This is a genomic window from Streptomyces sp. NPDC047072 (genome assembly GCF_040643855.1).
In the GTDB taxonomy this organism is placed as follows: domain Bacteria; phylum Actinomycetota; class Actinomycetes; order Streptomycetales; family Streptomycetaceae; genus Streptomyces.
In genome coordinates, this window is record NZ_JBEYVC010000153.1 from 1 (window position 1) to 26,040 (window position 26,040).

The window sequence follows — 26,040 nt, forward strand, 5'->3', positions numbered from 1 at the left end:
CAGGGGAAGCATCGTCACGGTGGCGAGCAGCGGGACGCGGTGCCGTCGCGCCCAGGCACGCGCCCGGCGCCGTGGGGGGTCGCGGCCAGCCCCTCCGAGGTCACCAGGCCGTGCGCGTGCAGCTTGCGGACCAGGCGCCGCCCGCTGGGATCCGTGACGGCCATCGCGTCGGCCAGTTCGCTGGGCGTGACCAGCCGCCCGGCCAGATCGCGCTCGATCGCGGCGAGCCTTGACAACGTTGCCGAACTGAGGCCGACCGTCCGCGCCAGCTCCCGCACATGCTCGTCCCGCCCGGGCATGGACGGAGACGACAGGTGCCCGGCCGCGCCGATCGGCCCGATGACCAGCCCGCTGTCCTCCATGAGATAGCCGCACGGCCGGTGTTCGGACGCCGCGCGGGCAACGGCCCGTTCGGCGAGCGCCACCGCACTGCGCGCCGACACCCCGACACCGAACCCGGCGACCACCCCCGACCCCAGCACCTCGCGCGCCTGCTCCACCACCGGTACGACCAGCCAGTCCCGGCTCAGCCGCTCGAACAGCGTCCGGCGCCCGAGCACCACCACACCGTGCCGTCCCCGGTTCTCGATCCAGGCCTCGGCGAGTTCGGGCGTGGCCCGCAACAGGTGGAACAGGCCGGTCCGGCCGCGCTCCAGGTCACCGCGGCCGCTCTGCCGGTCGAGGTGGAAGACGCCGGCGGCGAACCCGGTGGCGCCCGCCCGGTCGGTCCGGATGCGCAGCACCAGTTCGTGCAGCTCGGCGCGGACGCTGGAGGGCACGGGCGAGCCGTTCAGTACGCGCAAGGTGCCCCGCAGCCGTCGTAGGACCGCGGTCCGGGCGGTGATGACGTAGCCGCCGCCGTTCCGGAGGGCGCGCTCGTGGAACGCGCAGATCTCCTCGACGCTCTGCTCGTCGTCGTACGGCAGACAGGCCCCCCCCGGTGCTGTCGATGTGCAGCGCCTCGGTCACCTCGGAGACCACCTCGTGGCCGAAGGTGTCGATGCTGACCGGGACCGGCTGCCAGCCGCGGGCCTGCGCCTGGGAGAGCGCGAGGGCCAGGTCGAGGGCGGAGCTGCGGGTCACGGCGACCGGCAGGCCGGGGGAGAGGACGTCCCGGCAGGCGCGATGGGGGACGGCGCCGACCAGCAGGCCGTCCAGGCGGTGTCCCTCGACGAGGGCGCGCACCCGGGGCTGTATCTCCTGCTCCTGGCCGTAGGTGACCCACTTCAGTGAGACACCCGACAGAGGCTCGACGGCCTCCTCGAAGACTCCACGGCGGCTTGCGTGAACGACAAGCCCGATCGACAGACCCACGATGCACCTCTGCCTTCCAGTCGCGTTGCCCTCGGACAAGCATGCCCGATTCATCGGAGGAGTTGGGTGTGAGAGTTATTGACAGGTGCACATGGGGTCCATAGGTTCGCCGATACACCCGATGTATTGATGATCCGTCAGCTCTGGAGGACGAAGATGACCTCACAGCCGGAGCACCATTCACCGGTACCCCGCAGAGTCGTGCTCGGCAGCGCCCTGGGCGGCGCCGCGGCGGCCGCGCTGCCCACGACGGCACACGCCGAGACGCAGGCCGCCCCTGCCGCAGGGCGACCCTGGAAACTGTGCGACACCATGACCACCGACGGCGCCTGGAGCAAGTTCCTGCGCGGTCAGGACCTGCGCTGGAGCCGGCTGCCCACCCTCTGGTACGAGGGCCCGTTCCTCGGCGACGGGCTGCTCGGCAGCATGATCTACCAGGAACCCGGCGCCAACCAGATCCGTTTCACCGTCCAGCACGGACGGGTCCAGGACCACCGGCCCGAGTTCGGCAGCGGCTGGGGCACCTGCCGGCTGCCGGTGGGTCACCTCACCCTCGAACCGGTCGGCACCATCACCGCCGTCGACTGGCGGCTGAGCCTGTGGAACGCCGAACTGACCGGCACCGTCACCACCAGCGCCGGCACCCTCACCCTCGCCGCCTTCATCCACGACGAGGTGCTGGCCGCCCGGGTGACCGCGACCGGCGGCGAGCGGGTCGTCTGGACCTTCCGGCCCGAGGAGGCCGTCAGCCCCCGGAAGATCAGCGAGGCCCCGCCCGCCGGCTACACCGCCAACCCGCCCTGGACCACCCAGACATCCGATGACGGGGCGGAGCAAGTCCTCCAACCTCTCACCGGCGGCGGCCAGACGGCGACCGCGTACCGCCGCACCGCCGACGAGTTACTCCTGAGCGTCGGACACAGCTTCCCCGCTTCCTCGGCGGCCGCCGATTCGCTGCGCACCCTCCGCCGCGCCACGTCCTACGACGGCCTCAGACGCCGGCACATCCGCTGGTGGCACGACTTCTACGGCAAGAGCTTCGTGTCGTTCCCCGACCAGCGCCTGCAGAGCTTCCACTGGATCCAGCTCTACAAGGTCGCCTCCGCCAGCCGCGTCGGCGGGCCCGTGATGGCCACCTCCGGGCCCTGGCTGGAGCCCACCCCCTGGCCCGCCGTGTGGTGGAACCTCAACGTCCAGCTGGAGTACTGGCTGATCCACGGCTTCAACCACCCGGAACTGGACTCCCTCGCCTCCACCCTGCGCCAGAACCAGGAACAGCTCATCGCCAACGTGCCCGCCGCCTACCGCGCGGACAGCTCGGGCGTCGGCCGCAGCTCCGACATGTTCGCCAACCGCAGCGTGGGCCGCCCCGGCACGGGCGCCGAAGTCGGCGACCTCACCTGGGCGTTGCACAACGTGTGGCTGTCCTACCGGCACTCCATGGACAAGTCCCTGCTGCGCGACACCGTTTACCCGGTACTGCGCCGCGCGATCAACTACTACCTGCACTTCCTCACCCCGGGTAGCGACGGCAAGCTCCACCTGCCCAGCACCCTCTCGCCCGAGTACCCGGTCGTGCCCCCGCAGGACACCAACTACGACCTGGCGCTGATCCGCTGGGGCTGCCAGACGCTCATCGAGTCCGCCGAACTCCTCGGTGTGGACGACGAGTTGAAGCCGCGCTGGCAGGAGGTGCTCGCCAAGCTCACGCCGTACCCGGTCGACGACAACGGCTTCATGATCGGCGCCGACACCCCGTACGCCCAGTCCCACCGCCACTACTCGCACCTGCTGATGGTGTACCCGCTCTACCTCGTCAACTGGGCCCAGCCCGAGAGCCGTGACCTGATCGCCAAGTCGGTGGCCCACTGGCACGCCCTGACCGGCGCCCACCGCGGCTACAGCTACACCGGCGCGGCCTCCATGTATGCGATGGCCGGGGACGGCGACACCGCGATCGGCTATCTGCGGAAGTTCTTCGACACCGGCACCCGCTACCCGTGCCGCCCCAACACCCACTACACCGAGGCCGGACCGGTCATCGAGACCCCGTTGTCCGCCTCGCAGTCGCTGCACGACATGTTCTGCCAGAGCTGGGGCGGGGTGGTCCGGGTCTTCCCGGGCGTGCCGACCGCGTGGCAGGACGTGACCCTGCACAACTTCCGTACGCAGGGCGCCTTCCTGGTCACCGCCGTCCGTAAGGCGGGGGAGACGCGGTTCATCCGGATCAGGAGCCTGGCGGGCGAGCCGCTGAAGCTCCGGCACGGACTCGAAGGGCGGCTCACCGTCCTCCTCGACGACGGCACCCCGGCCCGCACCCGGGACCTGGGCGGCGGCACCCTCGCCATCGACCTGCCCCGGGGCCGCGAGGTGCTCGTCCACTCCGGTTCCCGCCCCGACCTCGTCGTCGCGCCCGTCGCCGTCAGCGAACCGGGCCCGGCCTGGGGACTGCCGTAAAGGCGTAAGGCCACTCAACTGGGAGGGAAGACATGGCAGTTCCGATCAGAACGACGGTCGCCGGGGTCTGCGCGGGGTTGGTGGCGGCACTGTGTGTGGCGTCGCCCGCTCGCGCGGATCAGCGTGATCACGCGTGGGCCGTCTCCTCGGGAGCGCACGCGCCCCGCGCCCAGGTGACCCTGGACGGCACCACGGGCACCCTGAACCTCGCGGTGTCCCGGGACGGCCGTACGGTCATCGAGCCGTCGCCCGTCGGCATCGTCACCGAACAGGCCGACCTTTCAAAGGGGTTGCGCTTCCTGCACCGCAAGGACCGTACGGTGGACGAGCGTTACCGCGCCAAGTCGGGCAAACGGCTGGACCGCCGGGTTCACATGAAGGAGTCCTGGCTGTCCTTCGCCGGTGCGTCCGGCGCCCGGGTCGACCTCGTCGTGCGGGCCTCCGCCGACGGCGTCGCCTACCGGTACGTCCTGCCCTCCGGAGCGGGCGACGTACTCGGCGAGACCTCCGCCTTCAACCTTCCGGCCACCGCGAGCGCGTGGCTCGGGACCTACCGGGTCGACAACGAGGGGCAGTTCGCGCAGTACACCGCCGCCTCCGCGCCCACCGGCGAGTACTCCGACCAGGCGCTCTTCGCGACCGACGGCGGCTACACCCTGCTCGCCGAGTCCGACCTCACCGGCGCCTACTCCGGTGCCCGCCTCGCCCACACCCAGGGCACCGGCACCTACCGGATCAAGCTCGCCGACGAACGCGTCGCCGCCGACGGGCCGGTGACGACACCCTGGCGGGCCATAATCGCCGGCGACCTCGCCACCGTCACCCGCTCCACCTTCACCGACGACCTCGCCCCGGCCTCCAAGGTCCGGGACACCTCCTGGATCCGGCCCGGCACCGTCCTGTGGACCTGGCTCGCCGGCGGCAGGGAGGCCGGGCAGAGCCTCGCCGCGCAGAAGGCGTACGTCGACTACGCGGCCGAACGCGGCTGGCCCTACGAAGCCGTCGACGCGGGCTGGTACTTCAAGACCGACGAGTGGGACGTCACCGACCCGAACTGGCAGACCGACAGCTGGATGCCCGAACTCGTCGACCACGCACGCGCCAAGGGCGTCGGGATCATCGTCTGGATCCACCAGCGCGACCTCGACACCCCCGAGGAACGTGCCCAGTGGCTGCCGACCCTGGAGCGCTGGGGCGTCAAGGGCGTGAAGATCGACTTCATGAACTCCGAGGCGCAGCCCATGCTCCAGTGGTACGACGCCATCCTCGCGGAGACCGCCGCCCACCACCTGATGGTCGACTTCCACGGCTCCACGATCCCCAAGGGCATCCAGCGCACCTGGCCGCAGGTCATGACCCTGGAGGGCATCGCCGGCGAGGAGAAGCGCACCAACACCGCGGCCCACCTCACCACCCTGCCCTTCACTCGCAACGTCATCGGCTCCGCCGACTTCACCCCCGGCGCCTTCCAGCGGGTCGGGCTGCGCCCCAACTCCGACGCGGCGGAGGTCGGGTTGAGCGTGCTGTACGAGTCCGGCTTCCAGATGTTCGCCGGCACGCCCGCCTCGTACGACGAACGGCCGCTCGCCCGCGCCTACTTCGACCAGGTCCCGGCAGCCTGGGACGACACGAGGCTGCTCTCCGGACAGCCCGGCCAGGAGGCCGTGCTCGCCCGCCGCAGCGGCGACCGGTGGTTCCTGGGCGGGGTGTACGCGGGAGCCGCGCGCACGGCCGAGGTCCCGTTGTCGATCGGGCCGGGGCGGTGGCTGGTGGAGACGGTCCGCGACGGCGCGCCCGGTCTCGTCCAGGACCGCCAAGTGGTGCGGGGCGGTGCGGAGTTGAGCGTCGACGTCGTGGCCAACGGCGGCTTCGCCGGGATCGCCTGCCCGTGGCGACCCGGCCTGACCACCTGCTACCGGTGACCTGACATGGGAGGCCGGACGTTCCGGTCCGGCCTCCCTGCGGTGACTTGCTCGCTAGTCTGCTCCCGGAGGTGGTCAAGTGGCCCCGGGAGCAGACGAGTTGAGAACGCCCACGACGGTCGTGGTGATCGGCGCGGGACCGGCCGGCATGACCCTCGCCAAGCTGCTGCAGAGCAGCGGCGTCGACTGTGTCGTCCTGGAGCGCCGGAGCCGGGAGTACGTGGCACAGCGCCAGCGCGCCGGGATCGTCGAGGCGCGTGCCGTGCGGATGTTCGAGAAGTGGGGGCTGGCCGACCGGGTCCTCGGGGGACCGCCGTACGCCGGAATCCTGGAGTTCCGGATGGACGGCGAACGGCACCTGGTGTCCGACGTCGACGGAGCCGGCCCGCCGGCCCGGCTCTGCCCCCAGCAGGTGCTGGTCCAGAAGCTGATCGCCGCCTACCTCGCCGACGGCGGTGACCTGCGGTTCGAGGCGCTCGACATCTCCCTGCACGACCTCACCGGCGACCGCCCCACCGTCCGCTACCGAGGCGCCGACGGCACCCTCCACGCCGTCGAGTGCGCCTTCGTCGCCGGATGCGACGGCGACCGAGGGGTGAGCCGCACCGCCGTCCCCGCCGGGGCCCTCACCGCCCACGCCTTCGACCACGGCGTCGGCTGGCTCACCGTCCTCGCCGACGCCCCGCCCCCGACCCACCCGCTCTTCGGCATCAGCGACGACGGACTCGCTGCCCACTTCCCCCGCGGCCCGCACAGCAGCCGCTACTACCTCCAGTGCCCGCCCGACGACGACCCCGCCGCCTGGCCCGACTCCCGCGTCTGGGACGCCCTGCGCACCCGGCTCGCCGACCCCGGCCTGATCGCCGGCCCGATCACCGACCGCGAGCACTTCCGGCTCCGCAGCCTCGTCCACGACCCCATGCAGTACGGACGGCTCTTCCTCGTCGGCGACGCGGCCCACATCGTGTCCCCCATGGGCGGCAAGGGCATGAACCTCGCCCTGTACGACGCCGACGTCCTCGCCCGGGCTGTACGGGACTTCGTCCGGAAGGACGACGAGTCCGGCCTGCGCGACTACTCGCGCCGGTGTCTGCGCCGGGTCTGGAGCGACCAGGAATTCTCCCACTGGCTCACCCGGACCCTGCACGACGCGGGCGACGCCACCGCCCGCGGCCCCTTCCACCGCCACCTGGCCCGCGCCCGCCTCGACCGGCTCTTCACCTCCCCGGCCGCGGGCGGCGCCTTCGCCGAACTGATGACGGGCATCGACTTCGGCGAGAACGGCAACCTTTCCGCGAGCGGCGTCGACTGACGATCGGAAGCACTCCGTACGTACCTGTCTGTACCTCCGTACCGGAGTCCCGCTCGAACGACGCAAGGACTGACCAGTGGCATCCCGTTCCCACCGCTCACCCTCCGGCAGACGACCCACCGCGCTGGCCTCCGCGCTCGCCGTGGCGGTCGCCGCGCTCGTCGTGGCTCTGGTCTTGGCGTTCCTCCCCGACCGGGGCAGCGACGCGGACCCGACCGCGGCGACGCCCGCGGCCGGTACGCAGGTCACGGCGTCGCCCTCCGCGGAGAAGACGCCGTCGAAGAGCGCCTCCCCGAGCGCGTCGGCGAGCGCGGGCAAGTCGCCTTCGGCCTCCGCCACCGCCTCGGCTTCCGCTGCCGCGCGGAAGACACCGACGCGGCGGGCAGCCGCGACGAGCGCGGCCCACCAGGCCGCCGCCGGTGCCCCGTTGGCGGGACGGATCAAACCCGGCGTCACCTACGACGGGGTCGCCACCTTCTACGACGTCGGCAACGGCGACGGCGCCTGTCTCTACGGCCCCACCAGCGACACCATGACCGCGGCGATGAACACCGCCGACTACGAGACGGCGAAGGCCTGCGGGGCCTACATCCTCGTCCACTCGGGCGGTGCCTCCGTCACCGTCCGCATCACCAACGAGTGCCCCGCCCCCTGCGCACCGGGCCAACTCGACCTGAGCCCCCAGGCCTTCGCAAAGCTCGCCGACCCCACGCGGGGCCAGATACCGATCACCTGGAGCCTGCTCAGCCCCAGCACCTCCGACACGATCTCGATCCGCTACAAGACCGGGTCGAGCCAGTACTGGTGCGGGATCCAGGCGATCGGCCACCGCAATCCGCTCGCCCGCCTGGAAGTCAGGACCGGCAGCGGCTGGCTCCAGCTGACCCGCGAGAAATTCAACTACTTCCTCTCCGAGCAGGGGAGCGGATGCGGTGGCGACATCAGGCTCACCGATATCTACGGTGAGCAGGTGCAGATCAGCGGGATCGGTGTGAAGCCGGACGTCGTGCAGTCCACACGGGTGCAGTTCGCCCAGCACTGACCTGTCAGTTCATGACCGCGCAGGCTTCCCGGAAGGCGTCGTGCGCCTCACTGTATTTCCGGACGGCGAGAAGGAACATCGCGCGGTCGGTGAGGGCTTGGCCGAGTACCTCCTTGGAGAGACCGCGCGCGAGGTCGACGCCCTCGTCGAAGATCGGGCGCAGTGGTTCTTCGATGCGCCGGCTGCGGTGTTCGGCGTGAATGGCCGAACGGATGGTGAATCGCCGGTGAAGGGCGACCAGTTCGGAGCGGGAGGACTCGGACCGCGCCGACTCCCTCAGTGCGGCGATTTGTTCCTGGAGATCCGACAGACCCTGGAAATAGGACTGTTGGATGTCGGGAGACCACTGGAGGAATGCCGTTCCGAACGCCGGACCGGGAGCGGTCGCCGACGGCACGGGTTCCGCCGTACGACCGGACAGGGCGAACAGAGTGGTCCACCAGGCGTGGATGTTGCTGGGGTTGCGGCGCTCGCCGGTTGCGCTCAGTTCGGTGAGTACCGCGAGCGCCTCACGCCGTGTCTCGCACGCCTCGGCCCCGTGTCCCGCGGCGTCCAGCATTCCGGCGTGATGGACGAGCGTCCGCGTGAGGACGGCCAGGGCTCCGCGACCCGAGTCGAAGCCGGCCCGTGTGGTGTCCAGGAGTTCGGTGAACGCCTTGAGGGCGTCCTCCGGGCGCCCTGCGGCGTCGAGTTCGGCCGCCCACCGGACCATGGGCCAGAAATAGTTGCTGTCCGGCCCCTCCTCCCGGGTGGCCTCGACCGCCCTTTCGCAGAGTTCCACGGCCTCGGCATGCCGCCCCTCTTCGGCCAACACCACCGAAAGCCGGGACTGCCCGTAGACGGGACTGCCCACGTGCCCGCGCCGGAATCCCTGCCGCCCGGCCTCGGCCGCCTCCTCGCTCACCGCCAATCCCTCGGCACGGCGGCCGGCTTCGAACAATTTGCGTGCGTAGGAATCCAGCGCGCGGACGAGTAGATCCGTACTCTTCGGTTCTCCGGCGTCGATACGGCGTGCCGTCTCCGCGGCCTCCGTGTGGAACGCCAGCTGGATGTCCGGACGGTTCCGGATCTCCATTGCGTACGCAGAGGAGAGCAAGGCCTCGGTCAGCTTCGGAAGGTAGGTCAGCGGACTGACGACGGAAAGCACCCGATATGCCTCGACCAGTTTGTGGGTCTCCAGCCGGCCCGATCCCAGAAGGAACGTCCGAGCCATCAACACCGCGTCCTGATCGACCTTTTCTGCGTGATCCATGACGGAGATTCTGAGTTCCGGGACAACTGCCGGACAAGGGATACGAGTTGTGTCATCAGTCCTACGAAAACGCCGTCTGACCTGTCATGATGGTGATGGTCGCACTTCTCGGCGGACCGGGCCCCGTGGCCGAACTCCCCGGCACCCGACATCATCGCCCCCATGGGACTCTCCACAGCCTTCACGCGGATGTTCGGCGTACGCCACCCGATCGCCCTCGCACCCATGGGCGGAACGGCGGGCGGAGCCTTGGCGGCCGCCGTCTCCCGCGGCGGCGGGCTCGGGTTGGTGGGCGTGGGTGGCGGGGACCGCGAGCTGCTGGACCGGGAGTTGCCGCTGGTCGCGGAGTCCGGCATGCCGTGGGGCGTGGGGTTCCAGAGCTGGGCGGCGAGTGTGCGCGCGGTCGAGCGGGCCCTGGAGTTCCGGCCCGCCGCGGTGATGCTGTCCTTCGGGGACCCCGGCCCGTTCGTCGGGCGGATCCGCGAGGCCGAGGTGGCGCTCGTCATCCAGGTCACCGGCATCGAGGAGGCGAGGCAGGCGGTGGACCTGGGCGCCGACGTGATCGTGGCCCAGGGGACCGAGAGCGGTGGCCATGGTGCTCGGCATGGGATGTCGACCCTGCCGTTCGTGCCGATGGTGGTCGATCTGGCGGGACCGGTGCCGGTGCTGGCGGCCGGGGGGATCGGTGACGGACGGGGCGTGGCCGCGGCGCTGGCGTTGGGGGCGGCGGGCGCGCTCGTCGGCACCCGCTTCCAGGCCACGGCGGAGTCCCTGGTGGACCCCGAGAGCGCCCGGCTGATCGAGGCGGGGGAGGGACAGGACACCGAACGCAACCGGATCCTGGACATCGCGCGGGGCTCGCGCTGGCCCGCCGAGTACACGGCCCGCACGCTCGGACATCCGTACCTCGACCGGTGGCGGGGCCGGGAGGCCGACCTCACGGCGAGCCCTGCCGCCCGGGAGGCCTACCAGGCCGATGTGGCCCGCGGGGCGGTGCCGCCGCTGCCCGTCTGGGCCGGAGAAGCGGTCGGTCTCGTCAGGGGGCGGCCGCCGGCGGCGGAACTCGTCGAGGAACTGGCGGTACGGGCCGAGGAGGCGCTGAGCAGGGCGGGGCGGGGGTAAGCCGTGGGGTTCGGCGCGCTCGTGGGCCTCCACCCTTCGGTGGCCGGCGACGCTTCGGCACCGCGGACCGTGCGGACGGCCGACGGTGTCGTGAAGGGGCGTTGTCCACTCGCTCCACCGGGCACCCGTGCGGCGAAAGACCGACGTCACCTGCCATGAGGGCCGCGCGTCGGGGCAATTGCACGAGGCGGGCCGGGGCAGGTGCATGAGATCGTTGGCGCACCCGCTTGGGCTGAGACGCTTGGCTCACCCACTTGGGCTGAGACGCTTGTCCCACCCCTTCGAGCTGAGACGCTTGGCCCACCCGCTCCGCTGAGATCGTTTGGCCCACCCGCTCCGCAGACCCGCGGCACGGCATCCCGGGAGACCACCCCCACCATCATGAACGCGACCCGAACGACGCACGAAACGCCGCAGGACGGCTCCGCAGCCGAGGCACGGACCCTCGCCCGGATCGCCCTCCTCTGCCTGGCGGGGGCGGTCGTGGCCGTGATCGCCGCTGGGCAGTGGTTCACGCTCCTGCTGGGCCTGGCCGGCCTCGCCCTGGCCGGGGCGGGCCTGTGGTGGGCGCTGGCGCACCGGGGCGTGGCACGGCTGTGCGGCGCCGTGCTGGCACTGGGCGCGCCGGTGGCCGTCCTCGTCCTGTACGCGATCTCCGGCCTGTGGCTCTTCGCGGTGGCCGCCCTCGCGGCCTGGTTCACGGCGCTGGCCTGCGCCAGAAGCGCCCTGCGCCGCCTGCGCCGACCGCACGGCATGCACTCCCGCTCGGCCCGGCCGCCCCGCAGACCCGTGCTGATCATGAACCCCAGGTCGGGCGGCGGCAAGGTCGGCAAACACAGCCTGGTCGAGCGCGCCGAGGCCCTCGGCGCGCGGGTGATCCTGCTCGACCTGGAGAGCAGCCCGGACCCCGCCGAACTGGCCCGCCAGGCCCTCGCCGACGGTGCCGACCTGCTCGGTGTCGCCGGTGGCGACGGCACCCAGGCCCTGGTCGCGGGGGTGGCCGCCGCGCACGGTGTGCCGTTCATGGTGCTCTCCGCCGGTACCCGCAACCACTTCGCCATGGACCTCGGCCTGGACCGGGAGAACCCGGCGAGCGGCCTCGACGCCCTCACGGACGGGGTGGAGATCCGGGTCGACCTCGGTGACGTCGCCGGGCGGCCCTTCGTCAACACGGTCTCGTTCGGGGCGTACGCGGACATCGTGCAGAGCCCCGAGTACCGCGACGCCAAGGCGGTCACCGCGCTCGACCGGCTGCCGGACCTGCTGGCCGGGGACGCCGGAGCGCGGCTCGCGGCCACGGCTGACGAGGAGCGCCTCGACGCCCCGCAGGCGCTGCTCGTCAGCAACAACCCCTACATACTCACCGACCCCTTGGGCGCCGGACGCCGCCCACGCCTCGACGGCGGCGAACTCGGTGTGGTCGCCGTCCGGATCGAAGGTGCCGCGCAGGCCGCCGAGTTGGCGCTGCGGGGCGAACGGGCCAGCGGCATCACCTCGTTGACCTCGCGCCGCGTGGTCGTCGAGGCCGACGAGGAGACCATCCCGGTCGCCGTCGACGGCGAGGCGCTCCTCCTGCCCCAGCCCGTCGTGTGCACCGTACGACCGGGAGCGCTGCGCGTACGCGTGCCGCGGCACCGCCCGGGAGCGCCCTACGTCGCACCGTCCGTGGACTGGCGCCGAGTTGTCCGCCTCGCCCTCGACCGCACCCCCTTCCAGACCGCCGAGAAGACCGCCGAGAACCAGGAGCAGAGCAATGCTTGACCGACCGCAGCGGGAACAGGGCGCCCCCCGGGCGCTGTTGCGCGACCTCGCCGCCCTCGACCAGGCGCTGTACGAGGCCGTCACCGTCACCAAGACGCCCACGCTGGACTACGCTCTGCGGCGGCTGTCCGCCGCGGCGGACCACTCCAAGATCTCCTTCGCCGTCGCCGGGCTCCTCGCCCTGGCCCCCGGCCGCCCCCGCCGCGCCGCGGCCCTGGGCGTCGCCGCCATCGGAGTCGCCTCGGCGAGCGCGAACCTCCTGGGCAAGCGGCTGGTCCGCCGCCCGCGCCCGCACCGCGCCGAGGACTCACCCTTCCCGGGCCGCCACGTGCCGATGCCGGCCTCCGCGTCCTTCCCCTCCGGCCACACCGCCTCCGCCGTAGCCTTCGCCGCGGCCGTGGGTCCCGCGCTCCCCGCCGCCACGATCCCCCTCGGCCTGCTGGCCTGCGCGGTCGGCTACTCCCGCATCCACACGGGGGTGCACTACCCGGGGGACGTCATCGCGGGGGCGGTTCTGGGGACGGGCGCGGCGGCGGTGGTGCTGGCGGCGACGGGGCGGGAGGGCTGAGACGGGGGCGGCAGGCGGCCCGCGCCCGGGTGCCGACGGAGGGGACCCACGCTGCCGGTCGTCTCAGATCGGCGGGACCGGTTGCCGCTGCTGCACCTGCGCGAACACCCCGGTGTCCTGGCTCACTTCGGTCCCTACGGCGACACGGTGGCTCGGGTCTGTGACGGCGTCCGCGCGTGCTCGTGACCCGCGGGAGCCTACGGTGTCCTGGGCTCGCCCGGCTTCACGCCAGGCCCCGGCGCATGGCGTCCGCCACGAGTTCACCGATCAGGACGGCCGTCGCCGCCGGCCCCCGCAACGGCGGCGTCGGCAGGATCGACGTGTCCGCCACCCGCAGGCCGGTGACGCCGTGCACCCGCCCGTACCGGTCGACGGCGTCGCCCAGCGGAACCGTGCCGCAGGTGTGGTGGGACGTGCCGAGGTGTACGGCCACCCAGTCGTCCAACGCCGCATCGTCGCCCAGCACTTCGGGCCCCGGCTCCAGCAACCCCGCCCCGATTTCGGCGAAGGCGCTCCCGGCGACCAGCGCGGCCGTCGTACGGACCACCTCGCGCAGTCGGCGTCTGTCGGCGGGCGTGCGGAGATAGCCGTAGTCGATCCGCGGCGGGACCGTCGGGTCGGCGGAGACGGTCGTGAGGCGCCCGGTCGACCGCGGTGAGAGGTCCGACACGAGGAACCCCCAGGGCGCGCCCGGCACGTACACCGTCCCGGCCACCAACCCGGCCAGGGGGACGAGCGATTGGAGGATCTCCAGGTCGCCGGAGGCGTGCGCGCCCTCGGACGACGGCAGGTGCAGGACGCCGCCGAGCCAGGAGTCGGTGGGTGGGTCCAGTTCGCGGTGCGGCCTCCATTCCAGGGCCAGTTGGGGATGATCGCCGAAGTGGGCTCCCACAGAAGGGAGATCGACCGTGATGGGAAGGCCGAGGTCGGCGACCAGAGCCCCCGGACCGATACCGGAGAGGTGCAGCAGATGGGGCGAGGCGAACGCCCCGGCGCAGAGCACGACTTCGCCCGCCGTGAGGGTCGTACGACGTCCGGCCTCTTCGACGACGACACCGGTGGCTCGCCCGCGCCACACAACGACCCGCACCACCGAACAGCCGCCCCGGACCGTGATGTTGGGACGGTCGCGTGCGTAGCCGATGCCCGTGTTCACCCGCACCCCGTCCACAGCGTTGGATGGCACCGGGCCGAACCCCGGAGCACCCTGCGCGTTCTTGTCCGGCTCCTCGGGAAAGCCCAACTGCCGTGCCGCCGCCCGGAAGGCGGCCGCCGCCGGGTGCTTAAGCTCCGTACGCCAGACCGGGATCGGCCCCTCCCCGCCGTGCAGATCGTCGGACCCGTGGTCGAGATCGTTCTCCAGACGGCGCATCAGCGGAAGCACGCGGTCGTACGACCACGCCGCGCCGCCCGCCACCGCCCACCGGTCGAAGTCCTCGCGCCGGGCTCGCACGAAGTAACCGCCGTTGACGGCGGTCGACCCCCCGAGGAAGCGGCCCCGGGGCACGGAGTACGGCCGGTCGGGCGTGAGGTGCACGGCGTAGGAGCGCACCGCCCGATGCCTGGGCCGGGCGCCGGGGACGAGCCGGGCGTCGAGCAGGTCGGGACCGAAGTCGGCAGGCCGGCGCGGCACCGGTCCCGCCTCCAGCAGCAGCACCTGCCGGTCGGCGTCCTCGCCGAGGCGTGCCGCGAGGGCCGCGCCTGCGGCACCGGCCCCGACCACGATGACATCCGGACGGCGGCTTGCAGGAGAACCCATGGCCACCGCCCTCTTCCTTTTTGGCACTTGGTGTCATTACTCTCCGAGCAGCGTAACGGAAGGTTCCGTCACCGAGGAGGTCCCATGAACGAGCTCCAGCCCACCGTCGAGGCCCCGCAGGACGAGGCTTCCGCCCCCGAACCGCTGATCGAGGCCGACGACCTGATCGAAGAGGTCTCCATCGACGGCATGTGCGGCGTCTACTGACCGGCCCGACGGTCATGCCGACGATGGACCTAGACCGCGGATGGGACCTGCACCCACAGGTCTCGGTGCGCCCGGAACCGTTCGGTGCGCTGCTCTACCACTTCGGCACCCGCAAGCTCTCGTTCCTGAAGGACCGCCGTCTGCTCGCGGTCGTCCAGTCGCTCGCGGACGCGCCCACCGCCCGGTCCGCCTGTCTGTCCGCCGGTGTCGACGAGAGTGAACTCCCGCGCTACGAGCGGGCGTTGACCGCACTCGCCGACTCCTCGATGGTCGTGGGAAGGGCCCTGTGACCACCCAGCATCCGACCCGCCTGGTCGATCTCTTCGAGCTCGGTCTCGACGCGCCGATCTGCCTGACCTGGGAACTCACCTACGCCTGCAACCTCTCCTGCGCCCACTGCCTCTCCAGCTCCGGCCGCCGTGACCCGCGCGAGCTGTCCACCGCCGAGGCCAAGGCCGTCATCGACGAACTGGAGGCCATGCAGGTCTTCTACGTCAACATCGGCGGCGGCGAGCCCACGGTCCGCCCCGACTTCTGGGAACTCCTCGACCACGCCACGAGCCACCACGTCGGCGTGAAGTTCTCCACCAACGGCGTCCGTATCACCCCCGAGGCCGCCGAACGCCTCGCCCGCAACGACTACGTGGACGTCCAGATCTCCCTCGACGGCGCCACGGCGGACGTCAACGACGCGGTGCGCGGGGCGGGTTCGTACGCCACCGCGATCCGCGCCATGGAGAACCTCGCCGCGGCCGGGATGAAGAACTTCAAGCTCTCCGTCGTCTGCACCCGCCACAACATCCCCCAGATGGACGCCTTCAAGACCCTCGCCGACCGCTACGGCGCCCAACTCCGCCTCACCCGGCTGCGCCCCTCCGGCCGCGGCGCCGACGTCTGGGACGAACTGCACCCCCTGCCCGCCCAGCAACGCGAGCTGTACGACTGGCTGGTGGCCCACGGCGACACCGTCCTGACCGGCGACTCCTTCTTCCACCTCGCCGCTTTCGGCGAGGCCCTGCCCGGCCTCAACCTGTGCGGCGCCGGACGCGTGGTCTGCCTCATCGACCCCGTCGGGGACGTCTACGCCTGCCCCTTCGCCATCCACGAGGAGTTCTTCGCAGGCAACGTCCGCGAGGGCGGCTTCGCCCAGGTGTGGCGCGGCTCGGAGCTGTTCCAGCGGCTTCGCGTGCCGCAGAACGGGGGAGCGTGCAGCTCCTGCGCGTTCTATGACACCTGCAAGGGCGGCTGCATGGCCGCGAAGTTCTTCACCGGACTGCCGCTGGACGGGCCCGACCCCGAGTGCGTCCAGGGGTACGGCGAACAGCTGCTCGCCCAACGCCCCGCCGACCGCGGCCACTTGCCCAAGCCGGCCGTGGACCACTCGCACCGCACCACGCGTACCCAGCCCGTGGACGTGACCCTCGTACGCCGCCGCGAAGACCTCGACCGGACCCCGGTGAGCGACTGCGCGGAGCACCCGCTGGCCGGCATGCGCTTCTCGTAGGCCCTCGCCGAAGACTCGTAGGCCCTCACGAAAGAGACGTAGGGACATGCCCAGAAACCCATGGTTCGAGACGGTCGCCGAAGCCCAGCGCCGGGCGAAGAAGCAGCTGCCGAGCACGGTGTACGGCGCACTGGTGGCCGGCTCCGAGCGCGGCCGCACCCTCGACGACAACATCGGCGCGTTCGCCGAACTGGGCTTCGCTCCCCGGGTGGTCGGCCATCACGCCGAGCGTGACCTGTCGACGACCGTGATGGGTGTGGAGACGGCGATGCCGGTCGTCATCTCACCGACGGGTGTTCAGGCCGTACATCCCGACGGCGAAGTGGCCGTGGCCCGCGCCGCCGCGAACCGGGGCGTGATCATGGGCCTGAGTTCCTTCGCCAGCAAGCCGGTTGAGGAGGTGGCGGCGGCCAATCCGAACACCTTCTTCCAGCTGTACTGGAGCGGCACGCGCGAGACGATGGTCCAGCGCATGGACCGGGCCCGGGCCGCCGGTGCCAAAGCGCTGATCGTCACGCTCGACTGGTCCTTCTCCAACGGCCGCGACTGGGGCAGCCCGGCCATCCCGGAGAAGATCGACCTCAGGACCGCGGTCAGGTTCGCCCCCGACGTCCTGGTGCGGCCCGGCTGGCTCTGGAAGTTCGCGAGGACGGGACGGATCCCGGACCTGACGGCACCCAACCTCAAGCCGCCGGCCGGTCCGGCCCCCACCTTCTTCGGCGCCTACGGCGAGTGGATGCAGACCACACCCCCCACCTGGGACGACGTCAAGTGGCTGCGCGAGGAGTGGGGCGGCCCCTTCCTCCTCAAGGGCGTCAGCCGGGTCGACGACGCCAAGCGGGCCGTCGACGCGGGCGTCACCGCGCTCTCGGTGTCCAACCACGGCGGCAACAACCTCGACACCACACCGGCCAGCATCCGCATCCTGCCCTCGATCGCGCAGGCGGTCGGCGACGAGGTGGAGGTCCTGCTGGACGGCGGGGTGCGGCGCGGCGGCGACGTCACCAAGGCGCTCGCGCTCGGCGCCCGCGCCGTCCTGATCGGCCGCGCCTACCTCTGGGGCCTGGCCGCCAACGGCCAGGCCGGTGTGGAGAACGTCCTGGACATCCTGCGGGGTGGCCTCGACTCCGCGATCCTGGGCCTAGGTCGCGCCTCCGTCCACGACCTCGCACCCGACGACCTGGTCGTCCCGCCCGGCTTCACCCGCACACTCGGCGCCGTCTGACCATGGCCGACCTGGCGCACGAGGTGTGGCCCGCCCTCCCCACCCGCCCCCTGGTCCTGGTCCCGGTCGGCTCGACGGAACAGCACGGCCCGCATCTGCCGCTGGACACGGACAGCGTGATCGCCCGGGCCGTCGCCGACCACGCGTCACGGCTGCTGCCCGGCGAGGTGCTCGTGGCGCCGACCCTCTCCTACGGCGCCAGCGGAGAACACGCGCACTTCCCGGGCACTGTCTCCATCGGCCACGAGGCCCTGTCCACGGTCCTCGTGGAGCTGGTGCGCTCACTGTCCTTGTGGGCGGGGCAAGTTGTGTTCGTCAACGGCCACGGCGGCAATGCGGCGACGCTGGACAGGGCCGTCGCGCAACTCCGTGCGGAGGGGCACGAGGTCGCCTGGACCGGCTGCGGGGTACCGGGCGGCGACGCCCATGCCGGTCGTACGGAGACGTCGTTGATGTTGCACCTGGCGCCCCGGTCCGTACGGCTGGACGCGGCCGTCGCCGGTGACACCCGGCCGATCGCGGCCCTCATGCCCGACCTGGTCGCCCACGGAGTCCGGGCCGTGTCCCCTTCCGGCGTGCTGGGCGACCCGGCCGGAGCTTCGGCAGCGGAGGGCCGCCGACTGCTGGACCGGATGGTGGCGCGCACGGTCCGCCGTATCTGCGGCGACACCGTGGACGGGCAAGGACGGCTCGTGGAGCCGTCGTTCCGGGGAAGCGAGGCATGATGCCCCTCCCGCACGGATTCGTCGTCACCCTCGACCGCCACACCCGTGTCCTCGACGACGGCCGGGCCCTGCTCGGTGGCTTCCCCACCCGCCTGCTCCGCCTCACCCCGCGCGCCCGCCCCCTCCTGACCGGCAGGACCCTGCGCGTGACCGACCGCGCGAGCGCCGTCCTGGCCGACCGCCTGCTGGAGCACGGCATGGCCAACCCGGTCGTCGAGGAACTCCCGCCCTGCCCCGACCCGCGGTACACCGTCGTCATCCCGGTGCGCGACCGCGCCCGCCCCCTCGACCGCCTGCTCACTGCCCTCGGCACGGACATCCCGGTGATCGTCGTCGACGACGCCTCGCACCACCCCGAGGACGTGGCCGCCGTAGCCGCGAAACACGGTGCGCGCCTGGTCGCCCTGCCGGTGAACCTCGGTCCTGCCGGCGCCCGCAACGCGGGACTACGACAGGTCACCACGCCCTACGTCGTCTTCGCCGACTCCGACATCGTCCTGGCCCCCGCCACGGTCACCACCCTGCTCGCCCACTTCGCCGACCCCCGCGTCGCCATGGCCGTACCCCGCATCACGGGCCTGCCGACGACCGACCCGACCTGGATCGGCCGGTACGAAGACGTCCGCTCCTCCCTCGACCTCGGCCGCTACCCGGCCGCCGTACGCCCCGGCACCCCCGTCTCCTGGGCGAGCACGGCGTGTGTCGTGGCCCGTGTCGACGCGCTCAAGGACGGCTTCGACGAGCGGATGCGCGTCGGTGAGGACGTCGACCTGTGCTGGCGGCTGATCGCAAACGGCCGGCGCGTCCGCTACGAACCGGCCGTCGAGGCCGCCCACGAACACCGGGTGCGGCTCGACGACTGGTTCCTGCGCAAGGCGGTCTACGGCACCGGCGCGGGCCCCCTGGCCCGCCGCCACCCCGAGTCCATCGCCCCCGTGGTGTTCGCCCCCTGGAGCGCGGCTCTGGCCATGACCCTGCTGGCCCAGCGGCGCTGGTCGGTACCGGTCGCCGCGGCGGTCCTCGGCGTCACCACGACCCGCATCGCCCGGAAACTGGACGGCACGGCACACCCGTACCGCCTGGCCGTACGCCTCACCGCGAACGGCACCGTCAGCGCCCTCAGCCAGACCTCCGCGCTCCTGACCCGGCACTGGTGGCCCCTCACCGCCGTCGGCTCGACGTTCTCGCCCCGCGTCCGCAGAGCCGCGGCCCTCGCCGCACTCGCCGACATCGCCCTCGAACACCGCAAGGACCGAGCGACCTGCGAAGCCCGGAAGGAGATGCAACCCCTCGACCCGCTCCGCTACGGCATCGCCCGCCGCCTCGACGACATGGCCTACGGCGCCGGCGTGTGGCTCTCCGCGATCCGGGGCCGGTCCACCAGAGCCCTGCGTCCGCGGATCGTGCGCGGGCGGGGGAGTCAGTAGCGGCCGAAACCGGCGGTCAGCTCACGCATGGCCGCGTCCAGCAGTCGGCCCAGATCCGCGTCGGTCTCCATGAGCCAGTGCTCGTACGCGGCGATACAGGTCGCGAGGACGGCGTGCCCGACCAGCCGGGGCAGCATCGCGGAGTCGGGCTGGCCGGTGCGGGTCGCCGCGTACCGCGTGACGACCTCCCGCCAGGACGCGTACCGCAGCGTCGAGTCCGCCTGCAAGGTCGGCACCCGAAGGATGAGCTCCATGCGCTGCCGGTGCCAGGGCACCTCGGCCGGGTCGAAACGGTTGAACTCGACCACGGCATGGCGCAGCGCGTCCATCATCGACGTGCCCGGATCGGCCTCCGCGAGCAGGCCCTCCAGCCGGACGAGCTGCTCCTCGAAGTCGCCCCAGACGAGATCGTTCTTCGAGGCGAAGTACCGGAAGAAGGTACGGCGCCCGATGCCCGCCGCCGCGGCGATGTCGTCGACGGTGGTCCCGTCGAACCCCTGCCGCGCGAACAGTTCGAACCCGAGGCGCTCCAGCGCACTGCGGGAACTGACGGGCGGACGTCCCGCCCGCACGACCGCTCTCTTTCCTGACTGCCCCGCCATCCGGCCGATGCTATCGCGGAGCCCCGGTCGGAATGGTTGAACAAGCGCTGGTCAAGACTTGTAAATGAACGCTTGTGCGCTTTTGGGGCGAGCCGGATCATTGGCCGAATCCCCGCTTGCACATCAGCCCGCAGGAGCCCCGGTGACCGTTGGCCAACTGACCTCAGACCCCGCCGACACACCGGCAGCCGCCCTCGTCGAACGGCAGAAACTGCGCAAGCACTTCGGCCGCTTCGACATCCTCTTCTTCCTCCTGTGCACGATCGTCGGCGTCGACACCATCGGCACCGTGGCCTCCTCCGGCGCCGAGGCGTTCACCTGGCTCATCGTCCTGGCCGCCGTCTTCTTCGTGCCCTCCGCGCTGCTGATCGCCGAACTCGGCGCCGCCTTCCCCGAGGAGGGCGGTCCGTACATCTGGACCAGCCGGGCCTTCGGCCGCCTGGCCGGCGCGGTGAACAACTTCCTGTACTGGATCACCAACCCGGTCTGGCTCGGCGGCACCCTCGCCGTCTCCGCCGCCACCGCCTTCACGACCTTCTTCAATGACGGCAAGGACCTCAGCACGCCCGCCTTCTACGTCTTCACCCTCGTCTTCGTCTGGGTGGGCGTCCTCGCCGCGATCCTCTCCTTCGACGTCGGCAAGTGGATCCCCACGATCGGCGCGTGGAGCCGCTTCCTGCTGCTCGGCCTGTTCACCGTCACGGTCGTGGTCTACGGCGTCCGGCACGGCCTGCACGGATTCGGGCTGGGCGACTTCTCCCCGACGTACGCGGGCTTCGTCGGCCTGGTGCCCGTCCTGATGTTCAACTACGTCGGCTTCGAACTGCCCAACACCGCGGGCGACGAGATGACCGACGCCCAGAAGGACGTCCCCTTCGCCATCTTCCGCAGCGCCCTCTTCTCCGTCCTCCTCTACGCGCTGCCCATCCTCGGCATCCTGCTCGTCCTGCCGGTCAAGGCCATCACCGGCCTCGGCGGCTTCATCGACGCGATCCGCCAGGTCTTCACCGTGTACGGCGGCCATGTCGCCGCCGACGGCACCGCCACGCTGAGCGGCGCGGGCAGCCTCCTCGGGGACTTCGCCGCGATCCTGTTCATCCTCACGGTGCTCTCCTCCGGCGTCACCTGGGTCATGGGCTCCGACCGCGCCCTCGCCGTCTCCGGCTACGACGGTGCCGCGCCCCGCTTCCTCGGCGTCATCTCCAGCCGCTTCGGCACCCCGGTGCGCGTCAACATCCTGAGCGGGCTGGTCTCCACCGTCGTCCTCGTCCTGGCCCACCAGCTCACCAACGGCAGCGCGGCCAAGCTCTTCGGCGCGGTGCTCGGCCTCGCCGTCTCCACCACGCTCGTCAGCTACCTGGGCATCTTCCCGGCGCTGGCGGTGCTGCGGCGCAAGGCGCCGGAGGTCCACCGGCCGTACAGGGCGCCCTTCCCGCGCACCATCAGCACGGTGCTCACCCTGCTCATCCTGTTCGCCAGCGTGCAGCTGATCGCGCCCGGCCTCGGCGACCACTGGTTCGGCGCCGACTACGCGCCGGACGGCTGGACCCACGCCGAGCGCTGGAAGTACCTGCTGACGGAGGCCGTACCGCTCGTCGGCTTCATGCTTCTCGGGGTGCTGTTCTGGGCCCTGGGCAAGCCCACCCGCACGGCGGGTCAGGCCTCCACGAAGGACGACACGGGTGTCCGGTCCGCCCGGAAGCACGCCACCGGCCAGTAGCCCTCCACGTAGTAGTCACCGCTGGTGTCGTCGAAGTGGATCTCGAAGTCGCCGGTCCGGTACATCACCAGACCGTTCGGCTCCAGCGACCCCAGATAGTGCTCCCTCAGCTCCGGGGACTCGGTGCCGTCCGCGCCCTCCTTCCACAGGAACTCCCGGCCGGCCCGTTCGATCGAGGCGAAGTCGGTCACCAAGTCCCTTGTCCGGGGCAGGAGTTCGGTGACCCTGTCGACATCGGCGCCGTCGAACGACAGCCACAGCGACAGGTCGCCGACGGTGACCGTGGCCGAGTACTCCGACGTGCTCTCGTCGAACGGGATCGTGCCGAGCACAGGATCGGAGACCGGGGGAGTGCGCTCGGGCTCCGGGTTCCGGTCGGGCAGCAACGGCGTCGCGGTGAACGCCTCGTCCAGCTGGGCCTCGTAGAGCGGATTGCACTCCGCGAACAGCAGCTTGACGTGCGAGGAGAACTGCCAGGGCGTGGCCCGTACGGTCCGTCCGTCGGTGGCCCGGACCACGAAGTGCCGTGCGTCGTGGCCGATGTGCTCCACCCGGAACGAGCGGGGCAGCGACACCAGCGACACACTTCCGCCACCGGAGGATCCGATCTGCGCCAGCTCCGCCTCCTGGCCGCCGTCCGGCCCGGCGGCGACGCGGAAGACGCTCGACAACTCCTCGGCGACACACAGCGCGTGCGCCCCCTGCCGCAGCGTCTCCAGACTCGCGCCATCCCCGCGCAGCGCACCGGCGAAGACGTCCAGATCGAACACGAGGGCCTCCTACGACGAGACGTGAGGCGCCGATTGTCACCTGCCCTCGGACGGGAGCTTGCACCGGGGGCACTACGGCGGCCGTGCGCGCAGCGCGTCGCCCACGCCAGCCCTCCGGCGGCCCACCGCTTGAGATGACCGGCGGGCGGCCCGACAGTGGGATGCATGAGCCGCCACCGACGCCCCTCACGCAGAGCGCCGTGGATCGTGGGCGGGGCCGTCTTCCTCACGGCGGGCGGCCTCGGCATCTGGGCGCTCACGGCGTCGGACGACGGTGCGCCCCGACCCGAGCCGTCGGTCTCGAGCATCCTGTCCCTGCCCACCTTCGCGGTGCCGACCACCACGACGGCCGCCCCGAAGACCTCCGGCACACCGCCCCCGACCCCCTCGAAGACCGCGCACCCCTCACCGACGGCGACCTCGGAACCCCCGGCACGGCCCAGCGACCGTACGACGCCCAGGCGCACGTCCTCGGGGGAGCCGACCTCGGCCGCGCCGCGGACGTCATCCGCCCCGCGGACCTCTTCGGTGCCACGGACGTCATCCGCCCCGCCACCGTCCACGACGCCCGCCCCGTCCACACCTTCCGTGAGCAGCCCGCCGACGACGGCCGCCACCACCTGGTACACGTCAGCGGCGGCGGAGGAGGCCGCCCGGCGCATGGCCGCCGCGGCCACGGTCGGCGATCCGGCGTGCTCGCTGGCGTCGAAGGGCGACCCCGACCCCTCGCTGGTCCCCCAGGTCCCCCGGATCGGAGTGGGCACCTTCGACGGCTACTGGTGCCTGATCTGGTAACAGGCACCGGCGTGTGACGCAGGCCATATCCCCGAGGGCCCGATCTTGGAATGCGCGGCCCGGATACGCTGCTGCACTTGCTGTGGGCCTTCCCTGCCTTGGGGGCGTACCGGGCGATGGCGGCCGGGCGCGACCGGCCACCGGAGCGGGACGGCATCGTCTCCCGCCGCTCCGCCGCTTCCGCTCACCCCCTCCGAAAGGTTCCGCCGCTCCATGCCTCTGGCCCTGCTGTCCCTCGCCCTCGTCGCGTTCGGCATCGGCACGACCGAGTTCGCCACCATGGGACTGCTTCCCCAGATCGCCGACAGCCTCGGCGTGTCCGTCCCGCAAGCCGGCAACGTCGTCTCCGCCTACGCGCTCGGCGTCGTCGTCGGCGCTCCCGTCCTCACGGGGCTCGGCGCCCGCATCCCCCACAAGCGCCTCCTGCTCCTGCTGTCAGGACTCTTCGTGATCGGCAACGTCGCGTCCGCGCTCGCCCCGAACTTCGGTCTGCTGTTCGCCGCACGTTTCCTGGCCGGGCTGCCGCACGGCGCGCTGTTCGGCGTGGGCGCCGTCGTGGCCTCCCGGCTGGTCGGCCCCGAGCGGGCCGGAACCGCCGTGTCGCGGATGTTTCTCGGGCTGACCGTCGCCAACATCGTCGGCGTCCCGGCCGGGACCGCCCTCGGCCAGCAGCTGGGCTGGCGGTACGCCTACACCGCGGTCGCCGTCATCGGCCTCGTCGCCCTCGCCGCCCTGGCCGCCTTCGTCCCGCACCAGCCGCGCGGCCCCCAGGCGGGCATCCGCCACGAGCTGCGGGCCATGGCGAACAAGCAGGTCGCCATCGGACTGGCCACCGCCGTCGTCGGCTTCGGGGGATTCTTCGCGGTCTACAGCTACCTGGTGCCGATCCTGACGCACCTGACCGGTCTCGCCGACTCCTCGACCACCCTGGTCCTCGCCCTCTACGGCGTCGGCATGACCCTCGGGACACTGGTCGCGGGCCCGCTGACGGACCGCGCCCTGCGTCCCACGCTCTACGGCGGGCTCGCGCTGCTTCTGGCGTCGCTGGTGGCGTTCTACTTCGCGGTCCACAGCCTCGTGCCCGCGCTGGTGACGCTCGTCGTGATGGGCGCGGTGGGCGCCCTCGTCACCACGCCCGTGCAGATGCTGCTCATGGCCAAGGCGAAGGCCGCTCCCACGATGGCGGCGGCCTCCAACCACTCCGCCTTCAACCTCGCCAACGCGGGCGGGGCGTGGCTCGGCGGTCTCGCCATCTCGGCCGGCTGGGGCTGGGCTTCCCCGGCCCTCGTCGGCGCGGCCCTCGCGGCCGCGGGCCTCGGGCTGGCCCTCGTCGGCGGCGTCATGGACCGCGGCACCGGGAGCTCCGAGGTGATCACGGAGTCCAGGGGGAAGACCTCGGCACGCGCGCAGGGAGACGCGGTCGAACTGCACTAATGTCCTGTGCCATGACCGACGACTCCCTGCGCTCCGTCACCGTCAAGCGCACCAGCACCGGCCACTTCACCGCGACCAACGCGCGCGGCGGCACGATCGGCTTCGGCACCGGCTCCGAGGAGTTCACCCCGGTCGAACTCCTCCTCGCCGCGCTCGGCGGCTGCTCGGCGGTGGACGTCGACCTCGCCACGAGCAGGCACGCGGAACCCTCGACGTTCTCCGTCGAGGTGACCGGCAACAAGGTGAGCGACGAGCTGGGCAACCGGATGACCGACCTCGCGGTCACCTTCACCGTGACCTTCCCGGACGGCGAGGGCGCGGAGCGTGCCCGCACGATCCTCCCGAGGGCGATCAAGACCTCCCACGACCGCCTGTGCACGGTCAGCCGCACCATCGAGACCGGCACCCCGGTCACCGCGGCGCTCGAAGGAGAGTGACCGAAGACCCGCCCGCATACCCTGTCCCCGTGGCCCCCACCCGTCTGCGCCGCGTCGCCGTCCTCGTACTCGAAGGGGCGAAGCCGCTCGACGTCGGCATCCCCGCGCAGGTGTTCACCACCCGCGCGAGCATGCCGTACGAGGTCCGGTTGTGCGGTGCGGCCCCCGGCCTGGTGAGCGGCGGTGACGGGCTGTCGTACCACCTCGCCCACGGGCTGGAAGCGCTGGAGTGGGCGGAGCTGGTCTTCATCCCCGGCTACCGGTTCCCGGACCGTGAGGACCCGCCCCGGCCCGTCGTCGAGGCGTTGCGCGCCGCCCACGAGCGTGGCGCGCGCCTCGCCGCCATCTCCACCGGCGCCTTCGCGCTCGCCGCCACGGGCCTGCTCGACGGCCGCCGCGCCACCACCCACTGGCACTACTCCCGCGCCCTCGCCGCCAAGCACCCCCTCGTGAAGGTCGACGAGAACGTGCTCTTCGTCGACGAGGGCAGCGTCCTCACCTCGGCCGGCGCCGCCTCCGGCATCGACCTGTGCCTGCACATCCTGCGCGGCGACCTCGGAGTTGGCCGGTCTCGACCGCAAGGGCGCCATCGAGGAGGGCCCCGACGCGGTGCGCCGGGTCACCGGCAGCGGCCTGGCCGACGCGATGATCCTGATGGACGTCGAACTCGACGACGAGCGGCTGC

The 26,040-nt window shown here is 71.9% G+C and carries 24 protein-coding genes; 19 read left to right on the forward strand and 5 right to left on the reverse strand.

From position 1 onward, the window contains the following. Positions 1–14: 14 nt before the first annotated feature. Positions 15–779 carry a hypothetical protein gene (locus ABZ896_RS40530; protein ID WP_360940347.1) on the reverse strand — a complete coding sequence of 255 codons (765 nt, stop codon included), beginning with the start codon at positions 777–779 and terminating at the stop codon, positions 15–17. A 205-nt stretch (positions 780–984) separates the two neighbouring features. Here ABZ896_RS40530 and ABZ896_RS40535 point away from each other — a divergent pair, with 205 nt between their 5' ends. The 5 genes from ABZ896_RS40535 (at position 985) to ABZ896_RS40555 (ending at position 8,047) form a co-directional block, all read left to right on the forward strand. After that, positions 985–1,233 carry a hypothetical protein gene (locus tag ABZ896_RS40535; RefSeq protein ID WP_360940349.1) on the forward strand — a complete coding sequence of 83 codons (249 nt, stop codon included), beginning with the start codon at positions 985–987 and terminating at the stop codon, positions 1,231–1,233. Between the two features lie 237 nt (positions 1,234–1,470). Continuing rightward, positions 1,471–3,771: a Tat pathway signal sequence domain protein gene (locus ABZ896_RS40540; RefSeq protein WP_360940351.1), complete on the forward strand. Its 2,301-nt coding sequence runs from the start codon at positions 1,471–1,473 to the stop codon at positions 3,769–3,771. Between the two features lie 32 nt (positions 3,772–3,803). Further along, a complete protein-coding gene (locus ABZ896_RS40545; RefSeq protein ID WP_360940353.1) occupies positions 3,804–5,693 on the forward strand; it encodes a glycoside hydrolase family 97 catalytic domain-containing protein in 1,890 nt (629 codons plus the stop codon). A gap of 79 nt (positions 5,694–5,772) precedes the next feature. After that, a complete protein-coding gene (locus ABZ896_RS40550) occupies positions 5,773–7,005 on the forward strand; it encodes a 4-hydroxybenzoate 3-monooxygenase (protein ID WP_360940355.1) in 1,233 nt (410 codons plus the stop codon). A 76-nt stretch (positions 7,006–7,081) separates the two neighbouring features. Further along, entirely contained in the window at positions 7,082–8,047 is a 966-nt protein-coding gene (locus tag ABZ896_RS40555) for an expansin EXLX1 family cellulose-binding protein (protein ID WP_360940357.1), read from the forward strand. 4 nt (positions 8,048–8,051) lie between these two features. On the opposite strand, the gene ABZ896_RS40560 is transcribed toward ABZ896_RS40555, so the two are convergent. After that, complete coding sequence (locus ABZ896_RS40560) at positions 8,052–9,299, reverse strand: tetratricopeptide repeat protein (RefSeq protein WP_360940359.1); 1,248 nt, start codon at positions 9,297–9,299, stop codon at positions 8,052–8,054. A gap of 162 nt (positions 9,300–9,461) precedes the next feature. Here ABZ896_RS40560 and ABZ896_RS40565 point away from each other — a divergent pair, with 162 nt between their 5' ends. From ABZ896_RS40565 to ABZ896_RS40575, 3 genes are all read left to right on the forward strand, one after another. Next, positions 9,462–10,421, forward strand: a complete 960-nt coding sequence (locus ABZ896_RS40565; protein ID WP_360940361.1) for a nitronate monooxygenase — start codon at positions 9,462–9,464, stop codon at positions 10,419–10,421. Positions 10,422–10,802: 381 nt separating this feature from the next. Further along, complete coding sequence (locus ABZ896_RS40570) at positions 10,803–12,182, forward strand: diacylglycerol kinase family protein (protein ID WP_360940363.1); 1,380 nt, start codon at positions 10,803–10,805, stop codon at positions 12,180–12,182. After that, entirely contained in the window at positions 12,175–12,750 is a 576-nt protein-coding gene (locus ABZ896_RS40575; RefSeq protein WP_360940365.1) for a phosphatase PAP2 family protein, read from the forward strand. The genes ABZ896_RS40570 and ABZ896_RS40575 overlap by 8 nt, the downstream gene beginning before the upstream one ends. A gap of 223 nt (positions 12,751–12,973) precedes the next feature. On the opposite strand, the gene mftG is transcribed toward ABZ896_RS40575, so the two are convergent. Further along, the gene (mftG, locus tag ABZ896_RS40580; protein WP_360940367.1) at positions 12,974–14,509 is read right to left on the reverse strand and encodes a mycofactocin system GMC family oxidoreductase MftG; all 1,536 of its coding nucleotides are present in this window, start codon (positions 14,507–14,509) and stop codon (positions 12,974–12,976) included. Positions 14,510–14,593: 84 nt separating this feature from the next. On the opposite strand from mftG, the gene mftA reads away from it, so the two are divergent. Genes mftA through mftF form a run of 6 tightly spaced genes read left to right on the forward strand, consistent with a single transcriptional unit; the run spans position 14,594 to position 19,597 of the window. Then, positions 14,594–14,716, forward strand: coding sequence for a mycofactocin precursor MftA (gene mftA, locus ABZ896_RS40585; RefSeq protein WP_360940369.1), 123 nt, complete (start codon positions 14,594–14,596; stop codon positions 14,714–14,716). A gap of 23 nt (positions 14,717–14,739) precedes the next feature. Further along, a complete protein-coding gene (gene mftB / locus ABZ896_RS40590) occupies positions 14,740–15,006 on the forward strand; it encodes a mycofactocin biosynthesis chaperone MftB (protein WP_360940371.1) in 267 nt (88 codons plus the stop codon). Continuing rightward, on the forward strand, positions 15,003–16,220 hold the full coding sequence (gene mftC, locus ABZ896_RS40595; protein ID WP_360940373.1) for a mycofactocin radical SAM maturase: 1,218 nt from the start codon (positions 15,003–15,005) through the stop codon (positions 16,218–16,220). The genes mftB and mftC overlap by 4 nt, the downstream gene beginning before the upstream one ends. A gap of 46 nt (positions 16,221–16,266) precedes the next feature. After that, positions 16,267–17,445, forward strand: coding sequence for a pre-mycofactocin synthase MftD (gene mftD / locus ABZ896_RS40600; RefSeq protein WP_360940375.1), 1,179 nt, complete (start codon positions 16,267–16,269; stop codon positions 17,443–17,445). A gap of 2 nt (positions 17,446–17,447) precedes the next feature. Further along, positions 17,448–18,170, forward strand: a complete 723-nt coding sequence (mftE, locus tag ABZ896_RS40605; protein WP_360940377.1) for a mycofactocin biosynthesis peptidyl-dipeptidase MftE — start codon at positions 17,448–17,450, stop codon at positions 18,168–18,170. Then, the gene (gene mftF / locus ABZ896_RS40610; RefSeq protein ID WP_360940379.1) at positions 18,167–19,597 is read left to right on the forward strand and encodes a mycofactocin biosynthesis glycosyltransferase MftF; all 1,431 of its coding nucleotides are present in this window, start codon (positions 18,167–18,169) and stop codon (positions 19,595–19,597) included. The genes mftE and mftF overlap by 4 nt, the downstream gene beginning before the upstream one ends. On the opposite strand, the gene mftR is transcribed toward mftF, so the two are convergent. After that, positions 19,591–20,199: a mycofactocin system transcriptional regulator gene (mftR, locus tag ABZ896_RS40615; protein ID WP_360940381.1), complete on the reverse strand. Its 609-nt coding sequence runs from the start codon at positions 20,197–20,199 to the stop codon at positions 19,591–19,593. The genes mftF and mftR overlap by 7 nt on opposite strands. A 142-nt stretch (positions 20,200–20,341) precedes the next feature. Here mftR and ABZ896_RS40620 point away from each other — a divergent pair, with 142 nt between their 5' ends. Then, positions 20,342–21,919, forward strand: a complete 1,578-nt coding sequence (locus tag ABZ896_RS40620) for an APC family permease (protein ID WP_360940383.1) — start codon at positions 20,342–20,344, stop codon at positions 21,917–21,919. Here ABZ896_RS40620 and ABZ896_RS40625 read toward each other — a convergent pair. Then, positions 21,856–22,689 (reverse strand): hypothetical protein, encoded by an 834-nt coding sequence (locus ABZ896_RS40625; RefSeq protein WP_360940385.1) that lies wholly within the window; start codon positions 22,687–22,689, stop codon positions 21,856–21,858. The genes ABZ896_RS40620 and ABZ896_RS40625 overlap by 64 nt on opposite strands. A gap of 165 nt (positions 22,690–22,854) precedes the next feature. Here ABZ896_RS40625 and ABZ896_RS40630 point away from each other — a divergent pair, with 165 nt between their 5' ends. The 4 genes from ABZ896_RS40630 to ABZ896_RS40645 all read left to right on the forward strand — a co-directional run. Further along, positions 22,855–23,484: a hypothetical protein gene (locus ABZ896_RS40630; protein WP_360940387.1), complete on the forward strand. Its 630-nt coding sequence runs from the start codon at positions 22,855–22,857 to the stop codon at positions 23,482–23,484. Positions 23,485–23,697: 213 nt separating this feature from the next. Next, positions 23,698–24,918, forward strand: coding sequence for an MFS transporter (locus tag ABZ896_RS40635; RefSeq protein ID WP_360940389.1), 1,221 nt, complete (start codon positions 23,698–23,700; stop codon positions 24,916–24,918). An 11-nt stretch (positions 24,919–24,929) separates the two neighbouring features. Beyond that, positions 24,930–25,355 carry an OsmC family protein gene (locus tag ABZ896_RS40640; RefSeq protein WP_360940391.1) on the forward strand — a complete coding sequence of 142 codons (426 nt, stop codon included), beginning with the start codon at positions 24,930–24,932 and terminating at the stop codon, positions 25,353–25,355. Between the two features lie 29 nt (positions 25,356–25,384). Beyond that, positions 25,385–26,040: AraC family transcriptional regulator (locus tag ABZ896_RS40645; protein WP_360940393.1), on the forward strand; the 656-nt coding region annotated here is incomplete at its 3' end.

What these genes read in the sequence shown, in the direction of transcription:
- ABZ896_RS40545 (WP_360940353.1), top strand. Translation starts at nt 3,804, where the DNA reads ATGGCAGTTCCGATCAGAACGACGGTCGCCGGGGTCTGCGCGGGGTTG.
- mftD (WP_360940375.1), top strand. Translation starts at nt 16,267, where the DNA reads ATGCCCAGAAACCCATGGTTCGAGACGGTCGCCGAAGCCCAGCGCCGG.
- mftA (WP_360940369.1), top strand. Translation starts at nt 14,594, where the DNA reads ATGAACGAGCTCCAGCCCACCGTCGAGGCCCCGCAGGACGAGGCTTCC.
- ABZ896_RS40635 (WP_360940389.1), top strand. Translation starts at nt 23,698, where the DNA reads ATGCCTCTGGCCCTGCTGTCCCTCGCCCTCGTCGCGTTCGGCATCGGC.
- ABZ896_RS40640 (WP_360940391.1), top strand. Translation starts at nt 24,930, where the DNA reads ATGACCGACGACTCCCTGCGCTCCGTCACCGTCAAGCGCACCAGCACC.
- ABZ896_RS40575 (WP_360940365.1), top strand. Translation starts at nt 12,175, where the DNA reads ATGCTTGACCGACCGCAGCGGGAACAGGGCGCCCCCCGGGCGCTGTTG.
- ABZ896_RS40540 (WP_360940351.1), top strand. Translation starts at nt 1,471, where the DNA reads ATGACCTCACAGCCGGAGCACCATTCACCGGTACCCCGCAGAGTCGTG.
- ABZ896_RS40565 (WP_360940361.1), top strand. Translation starts at nt 9,462, where the DNA reads ATGGGACTCTCCACAGCCTTCACGCGGATGTTCGGCGTACGCCACCCG.
- ABZ896_RS40560 (WP_360940359.1), bottom strand. Translation starts at nt 9,299, where the DNA reads ATGGATCACGCAGAAAAGGTCGATCAGGACGCGGTGTTGATGGCTCGG.
- mftG (WP_360940367.1), bottom strand. Translation starts at nt 14,509, where the DNA reads ATGGGTTCTCCTGCAAGCCGCCGTCCGGATGTCATCGTGGTCGGGGCC.
- mftB (WP_360940371.1), top strand. Translation starts at nt 14,740, where the DNA reads ATGGACCTAGACCGCGGATGGGACCTGCACCCACAGGTCTCGGTGCGC.
- mftR (WP_360940381.1), bottom strand. Translation starts at nt 20,199, where the DNA reads ATGGCGGGGCAGTCAGGAAAGAGAGCGGTCGTGCGGGCGGGACGTCCG.
- ABZ896_RS40570 (WP_360940363.1), top strand. Translation starts at nt 10,803, where the DNA reads ATGAACGCGACCCGAACGACGCACGAAACGCCGCAGGACGGCTCCGCA.
- mftE (WP_360940377.1), top strand. Translation starts at nt 17,448, where the DNA reads ATGGCCGACCTGGCGCACGAGGTGTGGCCCGCCCTCCCCACCCGCCCC.
- ABZ896_RS40630 (WP_360940387.1), top strand. Translation starts at nt 22,855, where the DNA reads ATGAGCCGCCACCGACGCCCCTCACGCAGAGCGCCGTGGATCGTGGGC.
- mftF (WP_360940379.1), top strand. Translation starts at nt 18,167, where the DNA reads ATGATGCCCCTCCCGCACGGATTCGTCGTCACCCTCGACCGCCACACC.